The following is a 21,034-nucleotide window of genomic DNA, read 5'->3' as shown; positions in this document are numbered from 1 at the left end:
TATTTTACTCATTATCACCCTCTACGCCAAACCGCTGATGGTACCAACGGGGCATTAATTGTTCACGAAAGCCTTTAATTTGCCAATCGTTGTCGAAAAAAAGCACGGATATCTGACCTGACCGCGAAGTATCGCGCCATATGATGCCATTTGCCAGATATCTGGCGATAACTTTAACGGCGGGTAATCGCCATTTGTTGTAACGAGATGCGGACGCCAAAGCCGCCTCCGGCGCTACCGCACGCAGAAACGGCGGCGTCGAGGACGTCCTGCTGCCGTGATGGGGAACCTGAAGCACTGTAGATGCCAGCCGATCGCGTTGTAATCTGAGCAACTGCGCTTCCGCTTGTTTTTCCACGTCGCCGGTCAGTAGCAGGCTATATCGGCCATCATCGACGCGGATCACGCAAGAATCATCATTGACCGGTCGCTTTAGCGCTTTCGGCGGCCATAACACCTGAAATTGCAGCGATTGCCACTGCCAGCTTTCGCCGGCCACGCAGGGTAAATGAAGCGGATCAAGTATCGGGCTGCGCACTGTGGCCTGTGGAAATGCTTGCCTTACCTCTTCCAGCCCACCGGTATGATCAAGGTGATCGTGGCTGATGATAATTTGCTCCAGGTCGATACCCCGCCAATTTAGCATGGGCAAAATATGACGTTCCGCAGCGCTGCCCGTCTCCCAGCGATCGCCGGTATCGAACAGTATCCCCTTTCCGTTTCTTTCGATCACTACCGCCAGGCCATGGCCGACGTCCAACATGTCGACCCGCCAACGATATGGAGGTTCTTTTTCCCGCCACAGCACGCAGCATATCGCCACAGCGGTCAAGCCTGCCGTATAGCATAACCACCAGTGAAAACGCCAGCAGATAACCAGCAGCCAACCCGCTGCGCTGACCAGCAGCGAGGCGGCGCCCAGATCGATCCAGCCACGCTGCAAATAATGTAGCGGCGTAAACACCCATAGCAGTGTCAAATCGGCCAGCCACCAGAATCCGCCGCTCAATAGCGGTAAGGCACCACAAATTACCGCGATCAAAATCAAAGGAACCGTCACCAGTGAAACCACAGGTACCGCCCACAGATTCGCCGGCATAGAGGTCAACGTCAGGCCGAGAAACAAAGCGGCCTGCATCGGTACCAGCAACAACGTGATACCAAACTGAATGTGCAGCCAACGCACCGGTGCCCAATACCAGGCAGAGCGGAAACGAGCACTTAACGGCACCCATTCGAACCAAAAGACCAGGCAGGCTACCGCCAGTACCGATAACCAGAAACTGTCTGACAGTACCGCCAGCGGATCGCAGACCAGAATTAACCCCACGCACCACAGCCATACCTGCCAGGAAGTGCAGTGAATCCCGCGTAGGCGCAGCAACATCCACAGAGTCAACGCCAAGGCAGTACGCACCGCCGGGGGTTGTGCGCCAGCCAACCAGACATAGGCTAAGGTACCAAACCAACTGGCTAACAAGGGGAAGCGGTAGCCGATCAGGTGAGCAGGCAACAAGAACTGAAGCGCCCGCAGCGCCAGCCAAATTAATATGGCCGCCATAGCCACGTGCAGGCCTGAAATCGCCATCAGATGCGCAATGCCGGTTTTCAGCATCAGAGTGCGTAACGCCGGATCCAACGCGGTTCTTTCGCCAAACGCTAAAGCCAGCAATACCGATTTATAACGCAGGTCACCCATGTTGCTCTCGGCATGGCTGATAATACGCTGCCGCCAGTTGCAACTCCCCTCCAACAGCCTGGCGCGCTTCACCTGTGCAGTCAGTGGTTGACGCTGCGCCATCGCCCAACGCTGGCTATCGAAGCCCCCTTCGTTCAGTTTTCCGTGCACCGCTCTCAGACGCAGTCGGAGTTCCCAACGTTGCCCAGCACAGAGTTGCGGCGCCTCCGGCTGCCAAACGGTGGTAAAGGCAATTGATGGCGTTAGCCAGCGCCCGTTAACCTGTTCGATGCGCATCAGCGTTTGTTTGCTCGCAGCGGGCACCAAAGTAACACCGACAACCTGCACCACGGCGGTCACCTCCGGCCCACGGCTCAGTTGTACGACTTGCGCCACCAGATTACCGGCATTGAAGGTGGCCCACAAAAATCCCAGTGCTCCCCAACCAATAAATTGGCAGCCTCCCCAACGGAAACGCAGCATCAAGCTAGCGGGTAAAACAACCAGCAAAGTTGTTAATGCATCGGGTAATTGCGGTAGCACCAGTAACGGCAGAATGCCGCAGACAACGGCGATAACCGCCAGATCCAGCGAAGTTTTGATCGACCTTTCTCCCGTCCGACAGAAGGACGTGCAACTATTGCACATCGCACCCCATGGACAGGATTGTTCCCCCGTACTCAGGCAGCCGCCAGCTACAATGCAACGGCTCGCGGCACAGGCTGCAGGTTAACGATAAAGGTTTCATTTATTGATACTAAACTGCGGTGTAGCGCGCAAAACAAAGTCAGAACGGAGGGCTGAGAAATCAGAAAACAGCTGAGCGGCAGGCAAAAAAAACGGCGCCCTGAGGCACCGTTTTATATTCTTTACAAGCAACAACTCTATGGGCAGTCAGTGACTAACCATAGATATTGGCGCGGTCACGCAGCTCTTTACCTGGTTTGAAGTGAGGAACGTACTTGCCGTCCAACTCAACTTTATCACCAGTTTTCGGGTTGCGACCAACGCGCGGAGCACGGTAGTGAAGAGAAAAACTGCCGAATCCGCGGATCTCGATGCGTTCACCATCGGCTAACGTTGCAGCCATGTGTTCTAACATCTCTTTCACTGCATCCTCAACGGCTTTCGCCGGTACATGAGATTGCTGGCCAGCAAGTCTTTCAATAAGTTCAGACTTGGTCATGAGTCCTCCAAGCTTTGCAGCTAAACTACCGTATCGGGGCGGTCAAAAACCGCCCCCCGTCATTACTCGCCTTTAGCCGCTTTGAAAGCTTCAGCCATTGCGTTAGAGAAGTTGCTTTCTTCCTGCTTGTTGTTAACAGTTGCGATAGCGTCTTTCTCGTCAGCTTCGTCCTTAGCACGTACGGACAGGCTTACTACACGGTTCTTACGGTCAACGCCGGTGAATTTAGCTTCAACGTCGTCGCCTACATTCAGAACCAGAGTTGCATCTTCAATGCGGTCGCGAGAGGCTTCAGATGCACGCAGGTAACCTTCTACGCCGCCTGCTAATTCAACTGTAGCACCTTTGGCGTCAACTGCAGTGACTTTACCAGTAACAATAGTACCTTTCTTGTTCATAGACAGGTAGTTATTGAACGGGTCTTCAGCCAGTTGCTTCACGCCCAGGGAGATACGCTCGCGCTCTGCGTCAACTTGCAGAACAACCGCTGCGATTTCGTCGCCTTTCTTGTATTCACGTACTGCTTCTTCGCCTGCAACGTTCCAGGAGATATCAGACAGGTGAACCAGGCCGTCGATGCCGCCGTCCAGGCCGATGAAGATACCGAAGTCAGTGATAGACTTGATTTTACCTTCAACGCGGTCGCCCTTGTTGTGGGTTTCTGCAAACAGCTGCCATGGGTTAGATTTGCACTGCTTCAGGCCCAGGGAAATACGACGACGCTCTTCATCGATGTCCAGAACCATAACTTCCACTACGTCGCCCACGTTAACAACTTTGGACGGATGGATGTTTTTGTTGGTCCAATCCATTTCAGAAACGTGTACCAGACCTTCAACGCCTTCTTCGATTTCTACGAAGCAGCCGTAATCAGTCAGGTTGGTTACACGACCAGTCAGCTTGGTGCCTTCTGGGTAACGTTTCGCGATAGCAACCCATGGATCTTCGCCCAGTTGTTTCAGGCCCAGGGAAACACGAGTACGCTCGCGGTCGAACTTCAGCACTTTAACAGTGATTTCGTCGCCAACGTTGACGATTTCGCTTGGATGCTTAACGCGTTTCCAAGCCATATCAGTGATGTGCAGCAGGCCGTCTACGCCGCCCAGATCAACGAATGCACCGTAGTCAGTGAGGTTCTTAACGATACCTTTAACTTCCATGCCTTCCTGCAGGTTTTCCAGCAGTTGATCGCGTTCTGCGCTGTTTTCGGATTCGATAACCGCACGGCGAGAAACTACAACGTTGTTGCGTTTCTGGTCCAGCTTGATGACTTTGAACTCAAGCTCTTTGCCTTCCAGGTGCAGAGTGTCGCGTACTGGACGCACGTCAACCAGGGAACCTGGCAGGAACGCACGAATACCATTCAGCTCTACAGTGAAGCCACCCTTAACTTTGCCGTTGATAACACCGACGACAGTTTCAGCTTCTTCGTAAGCTTTTTCCAGCGTGATCCAAGCTTCGTGACGCTTAGCTTTCTCACGGGACAGCAGAGTTTCACCGAAGCCATCTTCAACAGCGTCCAGCGCAACGTCAACTTCGTCGCCTACCTGGATTTCCAGCTCGCCCTGTGCGTTTTTGAATTGCTCAGCCGGGATGGCAGACTCAGATTTCAGACCGGCGTCAACCAGTACTACGTCTTTGTCGATAGCAACTACAACGCCACGAACGATGGAACCCGGACGGGTTTCGATTGTTTTCAGGGATTCTTCAAAGAGTTGAGCGAAAGATTCAGTCATGTTTAATCTTCAGGGTTCTATAGTTTAACGTCCATTTAGCATCCCGCCGAATGGGGTTGTTTCACATACCCCGCCATTGGCTCCATGCCGACAGGGTTTAGGTTACAGGGGTAAAATTTTACCCGATATAGTTCGATACTGCTATGACAAATATGACAAAAAGCAATAACGTCGCTGCAGTTTATTGCTGCGGCAACGCTAACACTTCATGTGCATAAGTCAGCGCACGCTGGATGACTTCGTCGATCGACATGCTGGTCGAATCCAGCACGAGGGCGTCGGAAGCCGGCACCAGTGGCGCGATAGGCCGATTGCGGTCACGGTCATCCCGTTCCTTTATCTCGGCTAAAAGACGTTCAAAGTTAACATTAAAGCCCTTTTCCTGCAACTGTAGCATGCGGCGGTGCGCACGCTCCTCCGAACTGGCATCCAGGAAAATTTTTACCGGTGCATCGGGGAACACCACCGTACCCATATCACGGCCATCGGCAATCAAACCAGGAGCTTCGCGGAACGCGCGCTGACGGCGCAGCAAAGCTTCGCGCACACGCGGAAAAGCCGCTGCCTGAGAGGCGGTATTACCGACGGTTTCAGTGCGGATCTCATTACTGACGTCCTCACCTTCCAAAATGACCTGCAGTTTGCCTTCTTGGGCAACAAAGCGGACGTCGAGATGTGCGGCCAGCGGAACCAGCGCCTCCTCAGAGGTGATATCGACCCGATGATGCAGTGCCGCCAACGCCAGCACGCGGTAAATCGCGCCGGAATCCAGCAAATGCCAACCAAGGGATTCGGCCAACGCTTTACACAGAGTGCCTTTGCCTGCGCCACTTGGTCCATCAACGGTTATCACCGGGGCTGTAGCCGTCATTTCTCTCTCCTTCGGGTAAAAAACCTCACAGGGACGTAACCTGCCGTCAGCACAACGCGAAAGCATAATTACAAACGCCCCTGCCGCCTGCCCAATCGAGGCAGATACGGTGGCGTATTATACGCTGCCCAGAGGCGAACTGTTACCCTGGAACTGTCTGGTTGTTGAAAATAAGCGCATAACCGCAGAAAAGTATAGAAGAAGGTTCGGCGGCCAGGCATTAAAAACGACAAAGGCCCGGTTAGGGGCCTTAAAAGACATCATCTGACTGCCGGTTACGCCAATTGGCTGATGCGCGCCAACTGCTCAAAATAGTCCGGGAAAGTTTTGGCGGTGCATTTCGGATCGAGGATGGTCACCGGGGTATCGGACAGCGCCACCAGCGAGAAGCACATCGCCATACGGTGATCGTTGTAGGTACCGATATCGGCAAACTTCAGCTTCGCCGGCGGCACCACGTGAATATAGTCCTCACCTTCATCCACTTCAGCGCCTACTTTGCGCAATTCAGTCGCCATGGCGGCCAAGCGATCGGTCTCTTTCACCCGCCAATTATAGATATTGCGGATGGTGGTCGGCCCTTCGGCAAACAGGGCTGCAGTGGCAATGGTCATCGCCGCGTCCGGAATATGGTTCATATCCATATCGATGCCGCGCAACTCACCGCGGCTGCATTCGATAAAATCATCGCCCCAGGTAATGCGCGCGCCCATTTTCTCCAACACGTCGGCAAACTTGGTGTCGCCCTGAACGCTTTTCTTGCCGATGCCGGTCACGCGTACGGTGCCACCTTTAATCGCCGCCGCCGCCAGAAAATAAGAAGCGGAGGATGCATCGCCTTCTACCAGGTAATCCCCTGGTGAGCGATAGGTTTGGCGACCTTGAATATGGAACACGCGGTAGTTGTCGTGGCTGACCTCTACGCCGAAGGTATGCATCAGATGCAACGTGATATCAATGTACGGTTTAGAAACCAGTTCACCCTTGATATGGATATTCGTGTCCTGCTCAGCCAGTGGCGCAGTCATCAGCAACGCGGTCAGGAACTGGCTGGAAACGCTGCCGTCGACGGTCACGTCACCGCCGTGAAAACCGCCGCGCAGGCGCAATGGCGGATAATCGGTCTGTTCCAGGTAATCAATTTGCGCGCCGCCCTGGCGCAGAGCATCCACCAGATGGCCGATAGGCCGCTCTTTCATGCGTGGTTCACCGGTCAACACCACATCGCCGCTACCCAGACACAACGCCGCCGCCAATGGGCGCATCGCGGTACCGGCATTGCCGAGGAACAGCTCAAGCGGCTCGCGGGCCAGCAGCGGGCCGGCAACGCCCTCGACGATACAAGTGGTGCGATCGTCGGACAGCTGGTAACTCACACCCAACGCCTGCAGCGCATTCAGCATATGGCGCACGTCGTCGCTGTCCAGCAGGTTGGTCAACGTGGTCGTTCCCTCCGCCAGCGCAGCCAGCAGCAGAGCACGATTGGATACGCTCTTGGAGCCGGGTAAGTTGACGGTGCCATTGACCAGGGCGACCGGTTGTAACGTCAGGGAATCCACCATGTGAACAAAACTCTCCAAAATCTGATAAACGAAACGGCCCCGGGAAAATGCCGGAGCCGCTTTAATGCAAAAGGACAACAGCGAAAGCTGCCCGCGCAAAGCAGGCAGCGAGGCTTAACCGTGACGACGTTCGAAGTCGATCATAAAGTCGGTTAATGTCCGCACGCCGGCCAGCGGCATGGCATTGTAAATAGAAGCACGCATGCCGCCAACCACCCGGTGACCTTTCAGCGCCTGCAGACCGATGGCTTCCGCTTCGCTGAGGAACACTTTGTCCAGCGCCGAGTCAGCCAATTGGAAGGGTACGTTCATCCAGGAGCGATTGGCGTGCGCTACGCGGCTGCGGTAGAAATCAGAATTATCGATGGTTGCGTACAGCAACTCGGCCTTGGCCTGATTGCGCTTGTGCATTTCCACCAGACCGCCCTGTTCTTTCAGCCACTTGAACACCAGACCGGACAGATACCAAGCGAAGGTCGGCGGCGTATTGAACATGGAATCGTTCTCGGCCAGCACGGTGTAATCGAGAATCGACGGCACTTCGCGGCGAGCTTTACCCAGCAGATCGTCACGTACGATCACCAGCGTCAGGCCTGCCGGCCCAATGTTTTTCTGCGCGCCGGCGTAAATCACGCCAAAGCGGCTGACGTCCAGCGGGCCGGACAGAATGGTGGAGGAGTAATCGCCGATCACCACTTTGTCGCCAAAGTCAGGCGTCTCATTGATAGCAATACCGTCGATGGTTTCATTCGGGCAGTAGTGCACATAAGCCGCATCATCGTTCAACTGCCACTCTTTCATCGGTTTGATACCGAGCAGGCCGTCAACGGTGGTTTTCACATCAATGGTATTTGGCGTGCAGTATTTCTCGGCTTCCTTGATGGCGCTGTGCGCCCAGTAGCCGCCATCGATATAGTCCGCAGTGGTTTTGTCACCCAGCAGGTTCAGCGGCAATGCGGCAAACTGTGCACGGGCGCCGCCATGGCAGAACAGCACTTTGTAGTTGGAGGGGATCTTCAGTAGATCGCGCAGATCCTGTTCGGATTGCTGGGCAACTTCGATAAACTCTTTACTGCGATGGCTGATTTCCATCACCGAGGTGCCGAGGCCATGCCAGTTGCACAGTTCCTGTTCCGCACGACGCAATACTTCAACCGGCAGCATTGCCGGGCCAGAGCTAAAATTATAAACCTGAGTCATTTCCCCTCACCACATTCACTATTCGCCAATGAGACTGGCCAACCGAAATACGCCCAAAGTTAACTGTCGAGTTAACCAACGCATCGGTTTTATCACTCACGTAACGCTGCTGCAATGCTTATTCGCCCACAGGCAGCAAACTACCGCAGCACGGAATAACAGGCTCTGTCGCCACTGCGTTTTTTTGTGCGATAAAACGCTGCGTCATTGGGGAATTCAGTGGGTTAACGCGGTGTTTTATGCTGTATTCAGCTAACCCGGCTCTTCGACAAGGCTGCAATCCACCGGCCATTGCCGCAACGCGGGCAAATATGTTGCTGTGAATCCGCCAAAGGCGCAATCAGGCTACAGGCGCGGCTGGCATAATCCCCCGCCGCTTCGGCCTGCGATTGCCTACAACATTGCCCGGCGACAAAAAACGGGGAGCTACGCCCCCCGCCAATCACGACTCAATACTGATTAAACATCTGCTGGATTTGTTTGGCGTCTTTGGTCTGAGTCAGCGCCAACTGCAGCAGGATCCGTGCTTTTTGCGGGTTCAGCGTACCGGCGGCGACAAAACCGAATTTGGCGTCATCCACTTCCGCGTCTTCCGTGGTGGAACCGGTCGGCACTCTGGAAGAGCGCACTACGGCTACACCGTTATGTGCGGCCGTCGCCAGCGTATCAAACACCGTTTTATACAGGTTGCCGTTACCGACCCCGGCGCTGACGATACCCTGATAACCTTCGGCGATCAGCGCCTTGGCAGGCGCATCGGAAGCATTGGCGTAGTTATAGACAATGCCGACTTTGGGCAACTCGGTCAGGCTGGATACGTCAAACGGAGTGTCGGTAGTATGCTTGCGCTGCGGTGAGTGCTGATAGTCTACCTTGCCGTTATGGATATAACCGAGCGGACCGAAATTGGGCGACTGGAAGGTCTGCACCGAGGTGGTATTGGTTTTGGTCACGTCACGCGCATCCAGCACGCTGTCGTTCATCGCCACCAGCACACCGCGTTTGGCCGATTGCGGATCCGCCGCCGTCACCACGGCGTTATACAGATTGAACGGGCCGTCGGCGCTCATCGCAGTCGCCGGGCGCATCGCTCCGACGATCACCACCGGCTTGTCGCATTTGACGGTCAGATCGAGAAAATAAGCGGTTTCTTCCAGCGTGTCGGTACCGTGAGTGATCACAAAACCGTCCGTTTTTCCGCAGTCAGCGTTGATTTTCTTCACCAGCTTCAGCCACACCTCATCGTTCATGTCCTGCGAACCGATGTTCACTATCTGCTCACCTTGCACATTGGCGACGTTTTTCAGTTCCGGCACCGCATTCACCAGCGCATCGACACCCAGTTTGCCCGCCGTATAGTTGGATTTTGTCGCCGATTCGCCGCCGCCGGCAATGGTGCCGCCGGTCGCCAACAGAGTGATGGAGGGCAATGCCAGCGCAGAACCGCTTGCGCCCGCCAGGAGTAGTGCCACAACGCTGAGTTTCACTGATTTCATTAGGTTTCTCCTTGATAGATAACCCGCTGAATTATGGCCCTTATCCTTAAAAAAACTGTGACTTTGCCACCGCTTTAGGAATACATGGAGCTTGGGCGTAAAACCCCGTATCATTGCGCGTTTTTAGTACGCTCAAAAAGTGAAGACAATGACGCAAACTTTTATCCCTGGCAAAGACGCCGCGTTGGAAGACTCCATCGCCCGTTTCCAACAGAAATTAAGCGATCTGGGTTTTAATATCGAAGAAGCCTCCTGGCTGAACCCGGTGCCGCACGTATGGTCGGTTCACATCCGCGATCGCGATTGCCCGCTGTGCTTCACCAACGGTAAAGGCGCCAGCCAAAAAGCCGCGCTGGCTTCCGCTTTGGGCGAATACTTCGAGCGCCTTTCCACCAACTATTTCTTTGCCGATTTCTATTTGGGTAAGCAAATTGCCGAAGGTGATTTCGTGCATTATCCGAATGAGAAATGGTTCCCGATCCCGGCCGACGATTCACTGCCGGAAGGCATCCTCGACGAACGCCTGCATGCGTTCTACGATCCTGAGCAGGAACTGACCGCCGGCGATCTGATCGATCTGCAATCCGGCAATGGCGATCGCGGCATCTGCGCCCTGCCGTTCTCCCGTCAGTCAGACCAGCAGACGGTCTATATCCCGATGAACATCATCGGCAACCTGTACGTGTCCAACGGCATGTCCGCCGGTAACACCGCGAACGAAGCCCGCGTACAAGGCCTTTCCGAAGTCTTCGAGCGTTATGTGAAAAACCGCATTATCGCCGAATCCATCAGCCTGCCGGAGATCCCGGCCGACGTATTGAACCGCTATCCGGGCGTGGTGGAAGCTATTGCCCGCCTGGAACAGGAAGGCTTCCCGATCCTGTCCTATGACGCCTCATTGGGCGGCAACTACCCGGTAATCTGCGTAGTGCTGTTCAACCCGGCCAACGGCACCTGTTTCGCCTCGTTCGGCGCTCATCCTGACTTCGGCGTGGCGCTTGAGCGTACCGTGACTGAACTGCTGCAGGGCCGTAGTCTGAAGGATCTGGACGTGTTCACCGCGCCAACCTTCGATGACGAAGAAGTGGCCGAACACACCAATCTGGAAACCCACTTTATCGATTCCAGCGGTTTGATCTCCTGGGACATGTTCAAGCAGGATGCGGATTATCCGTTTGTCGACTGGAGCTTCAGCGGCAGCACGCAGGAAGAATTCGCCACGCTGATGAGTATTTTCGACAAAGAAAGTGCCGAAGTGTACATCGCCGACTACGAGCACCTGGACGTTTACGCCTGCCGTATCATCGTACCCGGCATGTCCGACATCTACCCGGCGGAAGACCTGTTGCTGGCCAATAACAGCATGGGCGCGCACCTGCGTGATACCCTTCTGGCACTGCCGGGCAGCGAATGGGAGCCACAAGAATATCTGGCGCTGATTGAGCGACTGGATGACGAAGGGCTGGACGATTTCACCCGCGTGCGTGAGTTGCTGGGCATTGCATCCGGTAAAGACAACGCCTGGCATACCCTGCGCGTGGGCGAGCTGAAATCCATGCTGGCACTCGCGGGCGGCGATATGGAACAGGCTCTGATCTGGGCGGAATGGACCCAGGACTTTAACGGTTCGGTATTGAGCCCGGCGCGCAGCAATTACTACCGTTGCCTGCAAACCCTGCTGCTGCTGACGCAGGAGCCTGAGCGCGATCCGGCGCAGTACTACGGCGCCTTCGTGAAAATGTACGGTCAGGAAGCGGTCGACGCCGCCTCTGCGGCCATCAGCGGCGAAGAGCGCTTTAACGGCTTGTTCGCTGTCGACAGCGATCTGAAAGCGTTACCGGCGCATCAGGCGCTGCTGGCGGCCTACGAAAAACTGCAAAACGCCAAGCGCCGCCACTGGGCACAGGCATAACCGCAGTCTTAATGCGTCGGCAGCTTGCCTGCCGGCGCCACTCCTAAAGGGGTAGTTCGCTGTACATGGCATTCGTAAACGCAGCAAAGAAAATAGCCAGATCTTATTTTGACGGTTAAATCACCGTTTTCTTCTTTTATTTTTTCCGGCTAATTACGTACTTATCAACAAGCAAGACAAACAAAACGTTAATTGTTGCAGGTTGGTGAAATAATAATTAACCGATAAGTCAACTTTAGCCGTCAAAAATAGACAATACGCATAAATATTTAACCTTTATTAGGGGTATTCACCCCACCGATTCAAAATTATTTGCAAACATTAAAAAATAGTTTTCACTTAAAAATCAAATAATTAACCTAATTAACCTTGCGATTTATCTGGTTTTTACCCCCTCTAGTTCCTCGCCTTATGATCCAAATCAATTTTTACCCTATACTGCTTTGCTAGTATCTCATTGCGTTGTTTTAACCCTTAAGAGAGAGAGTTAGTGTGAAAGCTGACAACCCCTTCGATCTGATATTACCTGCGGCAACGGCGAAAATCGCTGAAGATGCAGGTGTGTATAAAGCCACCAAGCATCCGCTGAAAACGTTTTATTTGGCGATCACTGCCGGCGTCTTTATTTCCATCGCGTTCGTATTTTATATCACTGCGACTACCGGCACTGCCGGTGTGCCCTTCGGCCTGGCAAAACTGGTCGGCGGCATCTGTTTCTCTCTGGGGTTAATGCTGGTCGTGGTCTCAGGTGCAGACCTGTTCACCTCAACCGTGCTGATTGTGATTGCCAAGGCCAGCGGCCGTATCAGTTGGTCCCAACTGGCAGCCAACTGGTTGAATGTCTATATCGGCAACCTGATTGGCGCCCTGTTATTTGTGGCACTCATCTGGTTTTCCGGCGAACACATGGTGGCCAACGGCCAATGGGGTCTGAACGTCCTGCAAACCGCTGACCACAAGCTGCACCACACTTTTGTTGAGGCGGTCTGCCTCGGTATTCTGGCTAACCTGATGGTTTGCCTGGCAGTGTGGATGAGTTATTCCGGCCGCAGCCTGATGGACAAAATGTTCGCCATGATCCTGCCGGTCGGCATGTTCGTCGCCAGCGGTTTCGAACACAGCATCGCCAATATGTTTATGATCCCTATGGGTATCGTGGTTAAACACTTCGCCACGCCGGAGTTCTGGCAAGCCGTAGGGGCAACACCCGAGCAGTTTGCTCATCTGACCGTAAGCAACTTCATCATCGACAATCTGATCCCAGTCACCATTGGCAATATCATTGGCGGCGGCCTGCTGGTTGGGTTGACTTACTGGGTAATTTATCTGCGTGGTGGTGAACAACAGCATTAAGCTGTTAATGACCGTGCGCCGAGTTAGAAATCCACAATTAAAGGTAGGTGTATAATGACCGAACTTAACGAGAAGTTAGCCAAAGCTTGGGAAGGTTTCAGCAAAGGTGACTGGCAGAATGAAGTCAACGTTCGTGACTTCATCCAGAAAAACTACACTCCTTACGAGGGTGATGAATCCTTCCTGGCTGGCGCAACTCAGGCCACCTCCACCCTGTGGGACAAGGTTATGGAAGGGATCAAACTGGAGAACCGCACCCATGCGCCAGTTGATTTCGACACCAACGTCGTCGCTACCATCACTTCCCATGACGCAGGCTACATTGCCAAAGATCTGGAAACCATCGTTGGCTTGCAGACCGACGAGCCACTGAAACGCGCGCTGATCCCATTCGGCGGTATCAAAATGGTTGAAGGTTCTTGCAAGGTTTATGGCCGCGAACTGGATCCACAGCTGAAAAAAGTCTTCACCGACTACCGTAAGACCCACAACCAGGGTGTATTCGACGTTTACACCAAAGACATCCTGAACTGCCGCAAATCCGGCGTGCTGACCGGTCTGCCGGATGCCTACGGCCGTGGTCGTATCATCGGTGATTACCGCCGCGTTGCGCTGTACGGTATCGACTTCCTGATGGCCGACAAGCTGAACCAGTTCAAGTCATTGCAGAGCAAGCTGGAAAACGGCGAAGATCTGGAAATGACCATTCAGCTGCGTGAAGAAATCGCTGAACAACACCGCGCTCTGGCCCAGATTAAAGAAATGGCCGCCAAATACGGCTGCGACATCTCCAGCCCAGCGACTACCGCGCAAGAAGCCGTGCAGTGGACCTACTTCGGCTACCTGGCCGCGGTGAAATCCCAGAACGGTGCAGCAATGTCCTTCGGCCGCGTGTCCACCTTCCTTGACGTGTTCATCGAGCGCGATATCAAAGCGGGCAAGTTGAACGAAGAGCAAGCGCAGGAACTGATTGACCACCTGGTAATGAAACTGCGTATGGTGCGCTTCCTGCGTACCCCTGAGTATGATGAGCTGTTCTCCGGCGACCCAATTTGGGCGACTGAATCCCTGGCGGGTATGGGCGTTGACGGCCGTACGCTGGTCACCAAAAACAGCTTCCGTTTCCTGAACACCCTGTACACCATGGGGCCGTCTCCGGAACCGAACATGACCATCCTGTGGTCTGAAAAGCTGCCGTTGAACTTCAAAAAATACGCGGCGAAAGTGTCTATCGACACCTCCTCCGTACAGTACGAAAACGACGATCTGATGCGCCCTGACTTCAACAACGATGACTATGCCATCGCCTGTTGCGTCAGCCCGATGATCGTCGGCAAACAAATGCAGTTCTTCGGTGCCCGCGCCAACCTGGCGAAAACCATGTTGTACGCCATCAACGGCGGCGTCGATGAAAAACTGAAAATCCAGGTAGGCCCGAAAGAAGCGCCAATGATGGATGACGTGCTGGACTATGACAAAGTCATGGAACGCATGGATCACTTTATGGACTGGCTGGCCAAGCAGTACGTGACCGCGCTGAACATCATTCACTACATGCACGACAAGTACAGCTATGAAGCTGCGCTGATGGCCCTGCATGACCGTGACGTTTACCGCACCATGGCCTGCGGCATCGCCGGTCTGTCGGTAGCGGCCGACTCCCTGTCTGCCATCAAGTACGCCAAAGTCTCCACCATCCGTGATGAAGACGGCCTGGCGACCGACTTCAAAATCGAAGGTGAATACCCGCAGTTCGGTAACAACGATGCCCGCGTTGATGACATCGCCTGTGACCTGGTAGAACGTTTCATGAAGAAAATTCAGAAACTGCGTACCTACCGTAATGCGGTACCGACCCAGTCCGTACTGACCATCACCTCTAACGTGGTGTACGGCAAGAAAACCGGTAACACTCCAGATGGTCGTCGCGCAGGCGCTCCATTCGGTCCTGGTGCCAACCCAATGCACGGCCGCGACCAGAAAGGCGCAGTAGCATCCCTGACCTCGGTAGCCAAACTGCCGTTTGCTTACGCGAAGGACGGGATCTCCTACACCTTCTCCATCGTGCCAAACGCTCTGGGTAAAGATGACGACGTGCGTAAAGCCAACCTGGCGGGCCTGATGGACGGTTACTTCCATCACGAAGCCTCCATCGAAGGCGGCCAGCACCTGAACGTCAACGTGATGAACCGTGAAATGCTGCTGGAAGCGATGGAAAACCCTGAGAAATACCCTCAGCTGACTATCCGCGTATCCGGTTATGCCGTACGTTTCAACTCGCTGACCAAAGAACAACAGCAAGACGTGATTACTCGTACTTTCACCCAGTCGATGTAATTGCCCCATCCGGGCGGTTTTTCCCGCCCGGTGGTTAAGCTGAATACCGGGGCCGGATCTTTCCGGCCTTTTTAACAAACGCAGTTTCCCTGACTCATCACGAGTCTGTTTTGCCAGATAGCTATACTGAATGAAAGTGATGGATATCCGGCAAAACAGTTATCCGGCGTAACAACCGGCCAGCAGGAATCGTTCCACCCCAGCCGCCGGGCCCACCCGGTTGCTGCATCGCTGATCCCTGGCCGGCGGTTATGAGCCTATTTTTAGACTGCGTTTGACAGTCAATATTGGAGAACCCCCTGCAATGTCAGTGAACGGCCGTATCCACTCCTTCGAATCCTGTGGCACCGTCGACGGTCCCGGGATCCGCTTTATCGTTTTCTTCCAGGGTTGCCTGATGCGCTGCCTGTATTGCCATAACCGCGACACCTGGGACACTCATGGCGGCAAAGAAGTCACCGTAGAAGAGCTGATGAAAGACACCGTCGCTTATCGGCACTTTATGAACGCTTCCGGCGGCGGTGTGACGGCCTCCGGTGGCGAAGCCATTTTGCAGGCCGAGTTTGTCCGTGACTGGTTCCGTGCCTGCCAGCAGGAAGGTATCAATACCTGCCTGGATACCAACGGTTTTGTGCGTCGTTACGATCCGGTGATCGACGAGTTGCTGGACGCCACCGATCTGGTGATGCTGGATCTGAAACAGATGAACGACGACATTCATCAGAACCTGGTCGGCGCCTCCAACCACCGCACGCTCGACTTCGCCCGCTATCTGGCGAAGCGCAATCAGCGCACCTGGATCCGTTATGTGGTGGTGCCCGGTTGGTCCGACGATGACAAATCAACGCACATGCTGGGTGAGTTCACCAAGGACATGACCAACATCGAGAAAATCGAGCTGCTGCCCTATCACGAACTCGGTAAGCACAAATGGGTAGCGATGGGGGAAGAGTACAAGCTGGACGGCGTCCATCCACCAAAAGCGGACACGATGGATCGCGTCAAAGGCATTCTGGAAAGCTACGGCCATAAAGTGATTTATTGATCTTTTTGCCGAGATCAAAAAACCGGCGCAATGGCCGGTTTTTTTGATCTCAGGCAGCAGCCAGCGGAGTCTGGTGATGGTTTGGCTTTTTCAGCAACATCATCAGGTACACCAGCGCAACGGCAGCAATCATCACAAACAGCAGGCGGTCGGAATAATTCTGCATCAACAATGCCGTCATTGACGGGCCAAGCAGGCTGCCGATAGTGTAGCTCATCAGCAACGCCTGATTCATCGCCACCAACTCATGCGGCAGCGCTTTCTCGCAGGCCCAGGACATCGCCACCGGGTACAACGTGAAACCGGCACAGCCGAGAATAAACAGTGCCGGCGCCATGGCATAGTTGCCAAGCATCGCCACACTGGCGAGGATCACCACAAACACCTGAATGCGCAGCACCAACAGGCGGCCATAGCGATCGGCCAGGCGCCCTACCGGCCACTGCCCGACAATACCGGAGCTGACCAACAGCGCCATCCAGTAACCGACGTTGGCGTCGCTCATACCCTGGTGGGATAAATACAGCGGCATCAGGCCATACAGTGAACCGAGTACAATACCGGAGATAATGCAACCATTGATGCCCAGCCGCGCGCTGCGGCGTTTCAGCATTGGCCATACCGCCGCCTGCTGCGGTTCGTCATGCTGGCTGTTAACCCGTGCAAACAGCATGGGCAGCATGGCGCAGATGATGATGGTAGCCACCCACGGCACCACGTTCAGCAATTCGGTCGATACCAGGCTCAACAGCAGTTGACCAATCACGGTGCCAAGATAGTAAACCATCATATAGGCCGCCAACAGTTGCCCGCGGTTGGACAGGTTACCACTGCGAAGTAAGGCGCTTTCAACGATCACCCAAATCCAGGCGCAGCCAATGCCGGCAAAGAAACGCCAACCCATCCAGCTCCAAAAATCGAGCGACAGCGCCATACCGGCCGTCGCGACGGCAAACACCACGCAGGCAAGATGATAGCTGCGGGTAAAGCCGATGCGTTTGATCAGTTTGCCCGCTATCAGCGTGCCTACCAAGTTGCCGGTAAAGTAAGAAGAACTCACCATCCCCACCTGGCCGGTTGACAACTGAGCGTGAGTCAACCAAAGAGGGACTAACGTATTCAATACGGCAATAGAAACCGTGAGCAATAACAGGCCGCAGAGCAGCAGGAGCACTGGGCGGGAATATGCGGACATAATGAAATTGAAACCGAACGCGCGATGAGAGTGCGCGCATCATGCCACTGGCGATAAAAAAGTCAATCCGCTCTTATCTATGCACCGCACAATTTGTTTCACTCCCGGCAGCAGGGGCAACGCGGAGCAAAAAGGGCTATGCTGACGGCAGAAGAAATTCACTCCCGCAGAGGCATAATGAAACAGACTATCGATAATGCCGTCGGCACATTGCTGGCGGATATAAGCAGCACCCATGGTGAACTTCTGGACGTAGTGCAACGTGTTCGCCAGGTGGTCGCGGCAACCGGTGGCGACGTCAGTGAATCGGTAAAATATGGCGGCATCATGTTTGCCCATACGGCGTTTTTCTGCGGCGTGTTCGCCTACAGCGGCCATGTGACGGTTGAGTTTGGCCGGGGCTATCTGCTCGAAGACCGCTATCGGATGCTGGAGGGCGGGGGTAAGTATCGCCGGCATATCAAGCTTTATTCGGTTACCGATGTAGAGGCAAAACATCTGGCAGATTACGCCAGACTGGCCTATGAGCTTGAGCCTCCACGCTAAAACCGGCGTGCATCTGCGGCGCACCATAAGGATAAGATGATGAAAAAACGTGCCATTCAGATCGTCCCCAGCCGCCTCCGTGGTATGGAAATGGTAACGGCGGACACGGATTTTTCCTTTGGCCGCCATACTCACGACCAGTTTGGCATTGGCCTGATGGATCGTGGCGCCCAGAAATCGCTAAGCGGCAGAGGCCGCGTTGAATCATCCGCAGGGGACATCATCACCGTGAACCCCGGAGAAGTGCATGACGGCTCTCCCCTCGCCGGTACCAGAGCCTGGCGCATGATCTACTGCCACCCGGAACGGCTCAATCAATGCTTCGCGGATATCAGCGAGGGGAGATTTACCTCCGGGGAATTCAGCCGCCCGGTTTTCAGCAATCATCAACTGGCCGCCTGCTTTAACCGGCTGTTCTGCGCCGTAACGCAAAGTGATGCGCTGGCCGCCCAAGAAACTTTGCTGGTCATGACCGCAGCCCTGGCTGAAATCCCGCATCCCCCTTTAGCCTTCCCTCAAGATGGCATTGTCCGCGCAAGGGAAATGATTGACGACGGACCAGGCAGCCCACTGACGTTGGCCGAGTTGGCCGCCGAAGCCGGCCTGAGCCAATACCAACTCTTACGCGGGTTCAAACGCCGCACCGGTCTGACGCCACATGCTTATCTGCTGCAACGCCGTCTGTTGCTGGCGCGCCGACTTATTCTCGCCGGTGACGGGCTGGCGGAGGTGGCCGATGCCTGCGGCTTCGCCGATCAAAGCCACATGACACGCCTGTTCGTCAGGAGTTTTGGGTACACTCCCGGCTCTTTCTCCCGGCAATCAGCCTGAACTTTGCCGCTGCAAAGGCGGGCTGCAATTTCGTTCAAGACTGTATGGCTCCTTCACCTGAAACTGGGTGCCAATTATCGCCAAAAGGAGCTTTACCCGTGAATGCAGATTTCCTGTTCACCTCATTACTGATCGTCATTTCGCCGGGGACCGGCGCGCTGATTACCCTGTCCACCGGGCTGCAGCAAGGTACGCGCAGCGCCCTGGTAGCAGCTGCGGGCTGCACCCTGGGCGTATTACCCCATATGCTGGCTGCAGTGACCGGATTGGCCGCACTGTTGCAAACCAGTGCCCTGGCCTTTGGCTTGGTGAAGTACCTTGGCGTGGTTTATTTGTTGTTTATGGGGTGGGAAACGCTGCGTGAAAAAGGGCCGCTGGCCCTGTCTCAGTCCAATTCGCCTTCCACAGACGGCGCTCTGGTGCGGTATGCCGTCGTAGCCAACGCACTCAACCCCAAACTGTCCATTTTCTTTCTGGCGTTTCTCCCACAGTTTATCACCGTAGGAGATGCGCATCCTGCCCGCACCATGCTGATACTTTCTGCGGTATTCGCCGTAATGACGTTCGTGATTTTCTCTCTTTATGGCGCCTTTGCCGCTCGCGTCCGGCATCGCATTCTGGGGAATGCTCGCGTGATGCACTGTATACGCTGGTCGGTTTCCCTGGCATTTATCGGTCTCGCCATCAAATTGGCGTTGACCAGCCACTGACCCGCTGATTTTCAGACATAAAAAAAGCGCCCGCAGGCGCTTTCTTACTGGTTTGCTTTTCAGCCGATATATTCCAGGCCATTCATGTAAGGGCGCAGAACTTCCGGCACCTGAATGCGACCGTCGGCCTGCTGGTAGTTTTCCAGCACGGCTACCAGCGTACGCCCCACAGCCAGACCAGAACCGTTCAGCGTGTGCACCAAACGCGGCTTCTTCTCGGTTTTGCTGCGGCAACGAGCCTGCATGCGGCGCGCCTGGAAATCCCACATGTTTGAACAGGAAGAGATTTCACGGTAGGTGTCTTGCGCCGGCAGCCACACTTCCAGATCGTAGGTTTTGCAAGCGCCGAAGCCCATGTCACCGGTACACAGCAAGACTTTACGGTACGGCAGGTTCAGCAGTTGCAGCACTTTCTCAGCATGGCCGGTCAGCTCTTCAAGCGCCGCCATGGAATCTTCTGGGCGAACGATCTGTACCATCTCGACCTTGTCGAACTGGTGCATACGGATCAAACCACGGGTGTCACGCCCATACGAACCAGCTTCTGCACGGAAACATGGCGTGTGCGCGGTCATCTTCAGCGGCAGGGATTCCTCTTCCAGGATCTCGTCACGCACCAGATTGGTCAACGGCACTTCCGCCGTTGGGATCAGCGCATAGTTGCTGCTGTCGGACTCTTCTTCCAACGGTTTGGTATGGAACAGATCATCGCCAAACTTCGGTAACTGACCGGTGCCATACAACGTGGCGTGGTTGACCAGGTACGGCACGTAGGCTTCCAGATAGCCGTGTTGTTCCGTATGCAGATCCAGCATGAATTGCGACAACGCGCGGTGCATGCGGGCGATCTGCCCTTTCATCACCACAAAGCGTGAACCCGTCAATTTTACCGCTGCGGCGAAATCCAGCCCACCGGCCATTTCACCCAGATCGACGTGATCGCGCACCTGAAAATCGTACTGGCGCGGTTCGCCCCAGCGGCACACTTCCTGGTTCTCGCTGTCATCTTTACCGTTCGGCACGGCATCGTCAGGCAGGTTCGGCAACGTTAGGGCGTAATCGCGGATTTCGGTCTGCAAGGTATCCAATGCGGCCTTGGCAACATCCAGCTTATCACCCAGTTCGTTCACTTCACGACGCAGCGGCTCAATGTCTTCCCCGCGTGCTTTAGCCGCGCCGATGGATTTCGATCGGGAGTTACGTTCTGCCTGCAGCGTTTCGGATTCTACCTGCAGAACTTTGCGGCGCTCTTCTTGCGAACGCAGCAGATCCAGATCGAGTTTAAAGCCTCGGCGAGCCAGTTTGACGGCGACTGCGTCTAGCTCATTACGCAGCAGATTGGGATCGAGCATGCTAATCCTGTGCTTATTGTTATT

Annotated in this window: 16 protein-coding genes; 7 read left to right on the top strand and 9 right to left on the bottom strand. The window is 54.7% G+C overall.

Annotated features, from left to right (window positions below; all coding sequences use genetic code 11):
* Nucleotides 1-4: 4 nt before the first annotated feature.
* The 7 genes from JEM67_RS09290 to ansB form a co-directional block, all read right to left on the bottom strand.
* A complete protein-coding gene (locus JEM67_RS09290) occupies nt 5-2,326 on the bottom strand; it encodes a ComEC family protein (protein ID WP_199635145.1) in 2,322 nt (773 codons plus the stop codon).
* Nucleotides 2,327-2,579: 253 nt separating this feature from the next.
* Nucleotides 2,580-2,864 carry an integration host factor subunit beta gene (gene ihfB / locus JEM67_RS09285; RefSeq protein ID WP_004942652.1) on the bottom strand — a complete coding sequence of 95 codons (285 nt, stop codon included), beginning with the start codon at nt 2,862-2,864 and terminating at the stop codon, nt 2,580-2,582.
* A 62-nt stretch (nt 2,865-2,926) separates the two neighbouring features.
* Nucleotides 2,927-4,600 carry a 30S ribosomal protein S1 gene (rpsA, locus tag JEM67_RS09280; RefSeq protein WP_004942650.1) on the bottom strand — a complete coding sequence of 558 codons (1,674 nt, stop codon included), beginning with the start codon at nt 4,598-4,600 and terminating at the stop codon, nt 2,927-2,929.
* A 181-nt stretch (nt 4,601-4,781) separates the two neighbouring features.
* Entirely contained in the window at nt 4,782-5,471 is a 690-nt protein-coding gene (cmk, locus tag JEM67_RS09275) for a (d)CMP kinase (RefSeq protein ID WP_199635146.1), read from the bottom strand.
* Nucleotides 5,472-5,746: 275 nt separating this feature from the next.
* The gene (aroA, locus tag JEM67_RS09270; RefSeq protein ID WP_199635147.1) at nt 5,747-7,033 is read right to left on the bottom strand and encodes a 3-phosphoshikimate 1-carboxyvinyltransferase; all 1,287 of its coding nucleotides are present in this window, start codon (nt 7,031-7,033) and stop codon (nt 5,747-5,749) included.
* A gap of 114 nt (nt 7,034-7,147) precedes the next feature.
* Nucleotides 7,148-8,233 (bottom strand): 3-phosphoserine/phosphohydroxythreonine transaminase, encoded by a 1,086-nt coding sequence (serC, locus tag JEM67_RS09265; protein WP_013812293.1) that lies wholly within the window; start codon nt 8,231-8,233, stop codon nt 7,148-7,150.
* Nucleotides 8,234-8,682: 449 nt separating this feature from the next.
* On the bottom strand, nt 8,683-9,729 hold the full coding sequence (ansB, locus tag JEM67_RS09260; protein WP_199635148.1) for an L-asparaginase 2: 1,047 nt from the start codon (nt 9,727-9,729) through the stop codon (nt 8,683-8,685).
* 148 nt (nt 9,730-9,877) lie between these two features.
* Between ansB and ycaO the strand changes: the two genes are divergently transcribed.
* From ycaO to pflA, 4 genes are all read left to right on the top strand, one after another.
* The gene (ycaO, locus tag JEM67_RS09255) at nt 9,878-11,641 is read left to right on the top strand and encodes a 30S ribosomal protein S12 methylthiotransferase accessory factor YcaO (RefSeq protein WP_199635149.1); all 1,764 of its coding nucleotides are present in this window, start codon (nt 9,878-9,880) and stop codon (nt 11,639-11,641) included.
* A 492-nt stretch (nt 11,642-12,133) separates the two neighbouring features.
* Nucleotides 12,134-12,994 (top strand): formate transporter FocA, encoded by an 861-nt coding sequence (gene focA / locus JEM67_RS09250; RefSeq protein WP_020438794.1) that lies wholly within the window; start codon nt 12,134-12,136, stop codon nt 12,992-12,994.
* Between the two features lie 54 nt (nt 12,995-13,048).
* Nucleotides 13,049-15,331 carry a formate C-acetyltransferase gene (gene pflB / locus JEM67_RS09245; protein WP_199635150.1) on the top strand — a complete coding sequence of 761 codons (2,283 nt, stop codon included), beginning with the start codon at nt 13,049-13,051 and terminating at the stop codon, nt 15,329-15,331.
* Between the two features lie 304 nt (nt 15,332-15,635).
* Nucleotides 15,636-16,376: a pyruvate formate lyase 1-activating protein gene (gene pflA, locus JEM67_RS09240; RefSeq protein ID WP_199635151.1), complete on the top strand. Its 741-nt coding sequence runs from the start codon at nt 15,636-15,638 to the stop codon at nt 16,374-16,376.
* 49 nt (nt 16,377-16,425) lie between these two features.
* On the opposite strand, the gene JEM67_RS09235 is transcribed toward pflA, so the two are convergent.
* A complete protein-coding gene (locus tag JEM67_RS09235) occupies nt 16,426-17,571 on the bottom strand; it encodes an MFS transporter (protein WP_013812288.1) in 1,146 nt (381 codons plus the stop codon).
* Between the two features lie 177 nt (nt 17,572-17,748).
* On the opposite strand from JEM67_RS09235, the gene JEM67_RS09230 reads away from it, so the two are divergent.
* From JEM67_RS09230 to JEM67_RS09220, 3 genes are all read left to right on the top strand, one after another.
* On the top strand, nt 17,749-18,117 hold the full coding sequence (locus JEM67_RS09230; protein WP_199635152.1) for a DUF1801 domain-containing protein: 369 nt from the start codon (nt 17,749-17,751) through the stop codon (nt 18,115-18,117).
* 39 nt (nt 18,118-18,156) lie between these two features.
* Complete coding sequence (locus JEM67_RS09225; protein ID WP_013812286.1) at nt 18,157-18,948, top strand: AraC family transcriptional regulator; 792 nt, start codon at nt 18,157-18,159, stop codon at nt 18,946-18,948.
* A 98-nt stretch (nt 18,949-19,046) separates the two neighbouring features.
* Complete coding sequence (locus tag JEM67_RS09220; RefSeq protein ID WP_199635153.1) at nt 19,047-19,658, top strand: LysE family translocator; 612 nt, start codon at nt 19,047-19,049, stop codon at nt 19,656-19,658.
* A 59-nt stretch (nt 19,659-19,717) separates the two neighbouring features.
* On the opposite strand, the gene serS is transcribed toward JEM67_RS09220, so the two are convergent.
* A complete protein-coding gene (serS, locus tag JEM67_RS09215; RefSeq protein WP_199635154.1) occupies nt 19,718-21,010 on the bottom strand; it encodes a serine--tRNA ligase in 1,293 nt (430 codons plus the stop codon).
* Nucleotides 21,011-21,034: the final 24 nt, after the last annotated feature.

The sequence above is a fragment of the Serratia sp. PAMC26656 genome (assembly GCF_016469055.2).
Classification (GTDB): Bacteria; Pseudomonadota; Gammaproteobacteria; order Enterobacterales; family Enterobacteriaceae; genus Serratia; species Serratia plymuthica.
This window is presented reverse-complemented; position numbering and strand designations above follow the sequence as displayed.

Excerpts from the sequence above, each read along its gene's own strand:
- pflA (WP_199635151.1), top strand. The coding sequence starts at position 15,636 with ATGTCAGTGAACGGCCGTATCCACTCCTTCGAATCCTGTGGCACCGTC.
- ihfB (WP_004942652.1), bottom strand. The coding sequence starts at position 2,864 with ATGACCAAGTCTGAACTTATTGAAAGACTTGCTGGCCAGCAATCTCAT.
- JEM67_RS09230 (WP_199635152.1), top strand. The coding sequence starts at position 17,749 with ATGAAACAGACTATCGATAATGCCGTCGGCACATTGCTGGCGGATATA.
- ycaO (WP_199635149.1), top strand. The coding sequence starts at position 9,878 with ATGACGCAAACTTTTATCCCTGGCAAAGACGCCGCGTTGGAAGACTCC.
- JEM67_RS09225 (WP_013812286.1), top strand. The coding sequence starts at position 18,157 with ATGAAAAAACGTGCCATTCAGATCGTCCCCAGCCGCCTCCGTGGTATG.
- JEM67_RS09235 (WP_013812288.1), bottom strand. The coding sequence starts at position 17,571 with ATGTCCGCATATTCCCGCCCAGTGCTCCTGCTGCTCTGCGGCCTGTTA.
- JEM67_RS09290 (WP_199635145.1), bottom strand. The coding sequence starts at position 2,326 with ATGTGCAATAGTTGCACGTCCTTCTGTCGGACGGGAGAAAGGTCGATC.
- rpsA (WP_004942650.1), bottom strand. The coding sequence starts at position 4,600 with ATGACTGAATCTTTCGCTCAACTCTTTGAAGAATCCCTGAAAACAATC.
- serS (WP_199635154.1), bottom strand. The coding sequence starts at position 21,010 with ATGCTCGATCCCAATCTGCTGCGTAATGAGCTAGACGCAGTCGCCGTC.
- aroA (WP_199635147.1), bottom strand. The coding sequence starts at position 7,033 with ATGGTGGATTCCCTGACGTTACAACCGGTCGCCCTGGTCAATGGCACC.
- ansB (WP_199635148.1), bottom strand. The coding sequence starts at position 9,729 with ATGAAATCAGTGAAACTCAGCGTTGTGGCACTACTCCTGGCGGGCGCA.
- pflB (WP_199635150.1), top strand. The coding sequence starts at position 13,049 with ATGACCGAACTTAACGAGAAGTTAGCCAAAGCTTGGGAAGGTTTCAGC.
- cmk (WP_199635146.1), bottom strand. The coding sequence starts at position 5,471 with ATGACGGCTACAGCCCCGGTGATAACCGTTGATGGACCAAGTGGCGCA.
- serC (WP_013812293.1), bottom strand. The coding sequence starts at position 8,233 with ATGACTCAGGTTTATAATTTTAGCTCTGGCCCGGCAATGCTGCCGGTT.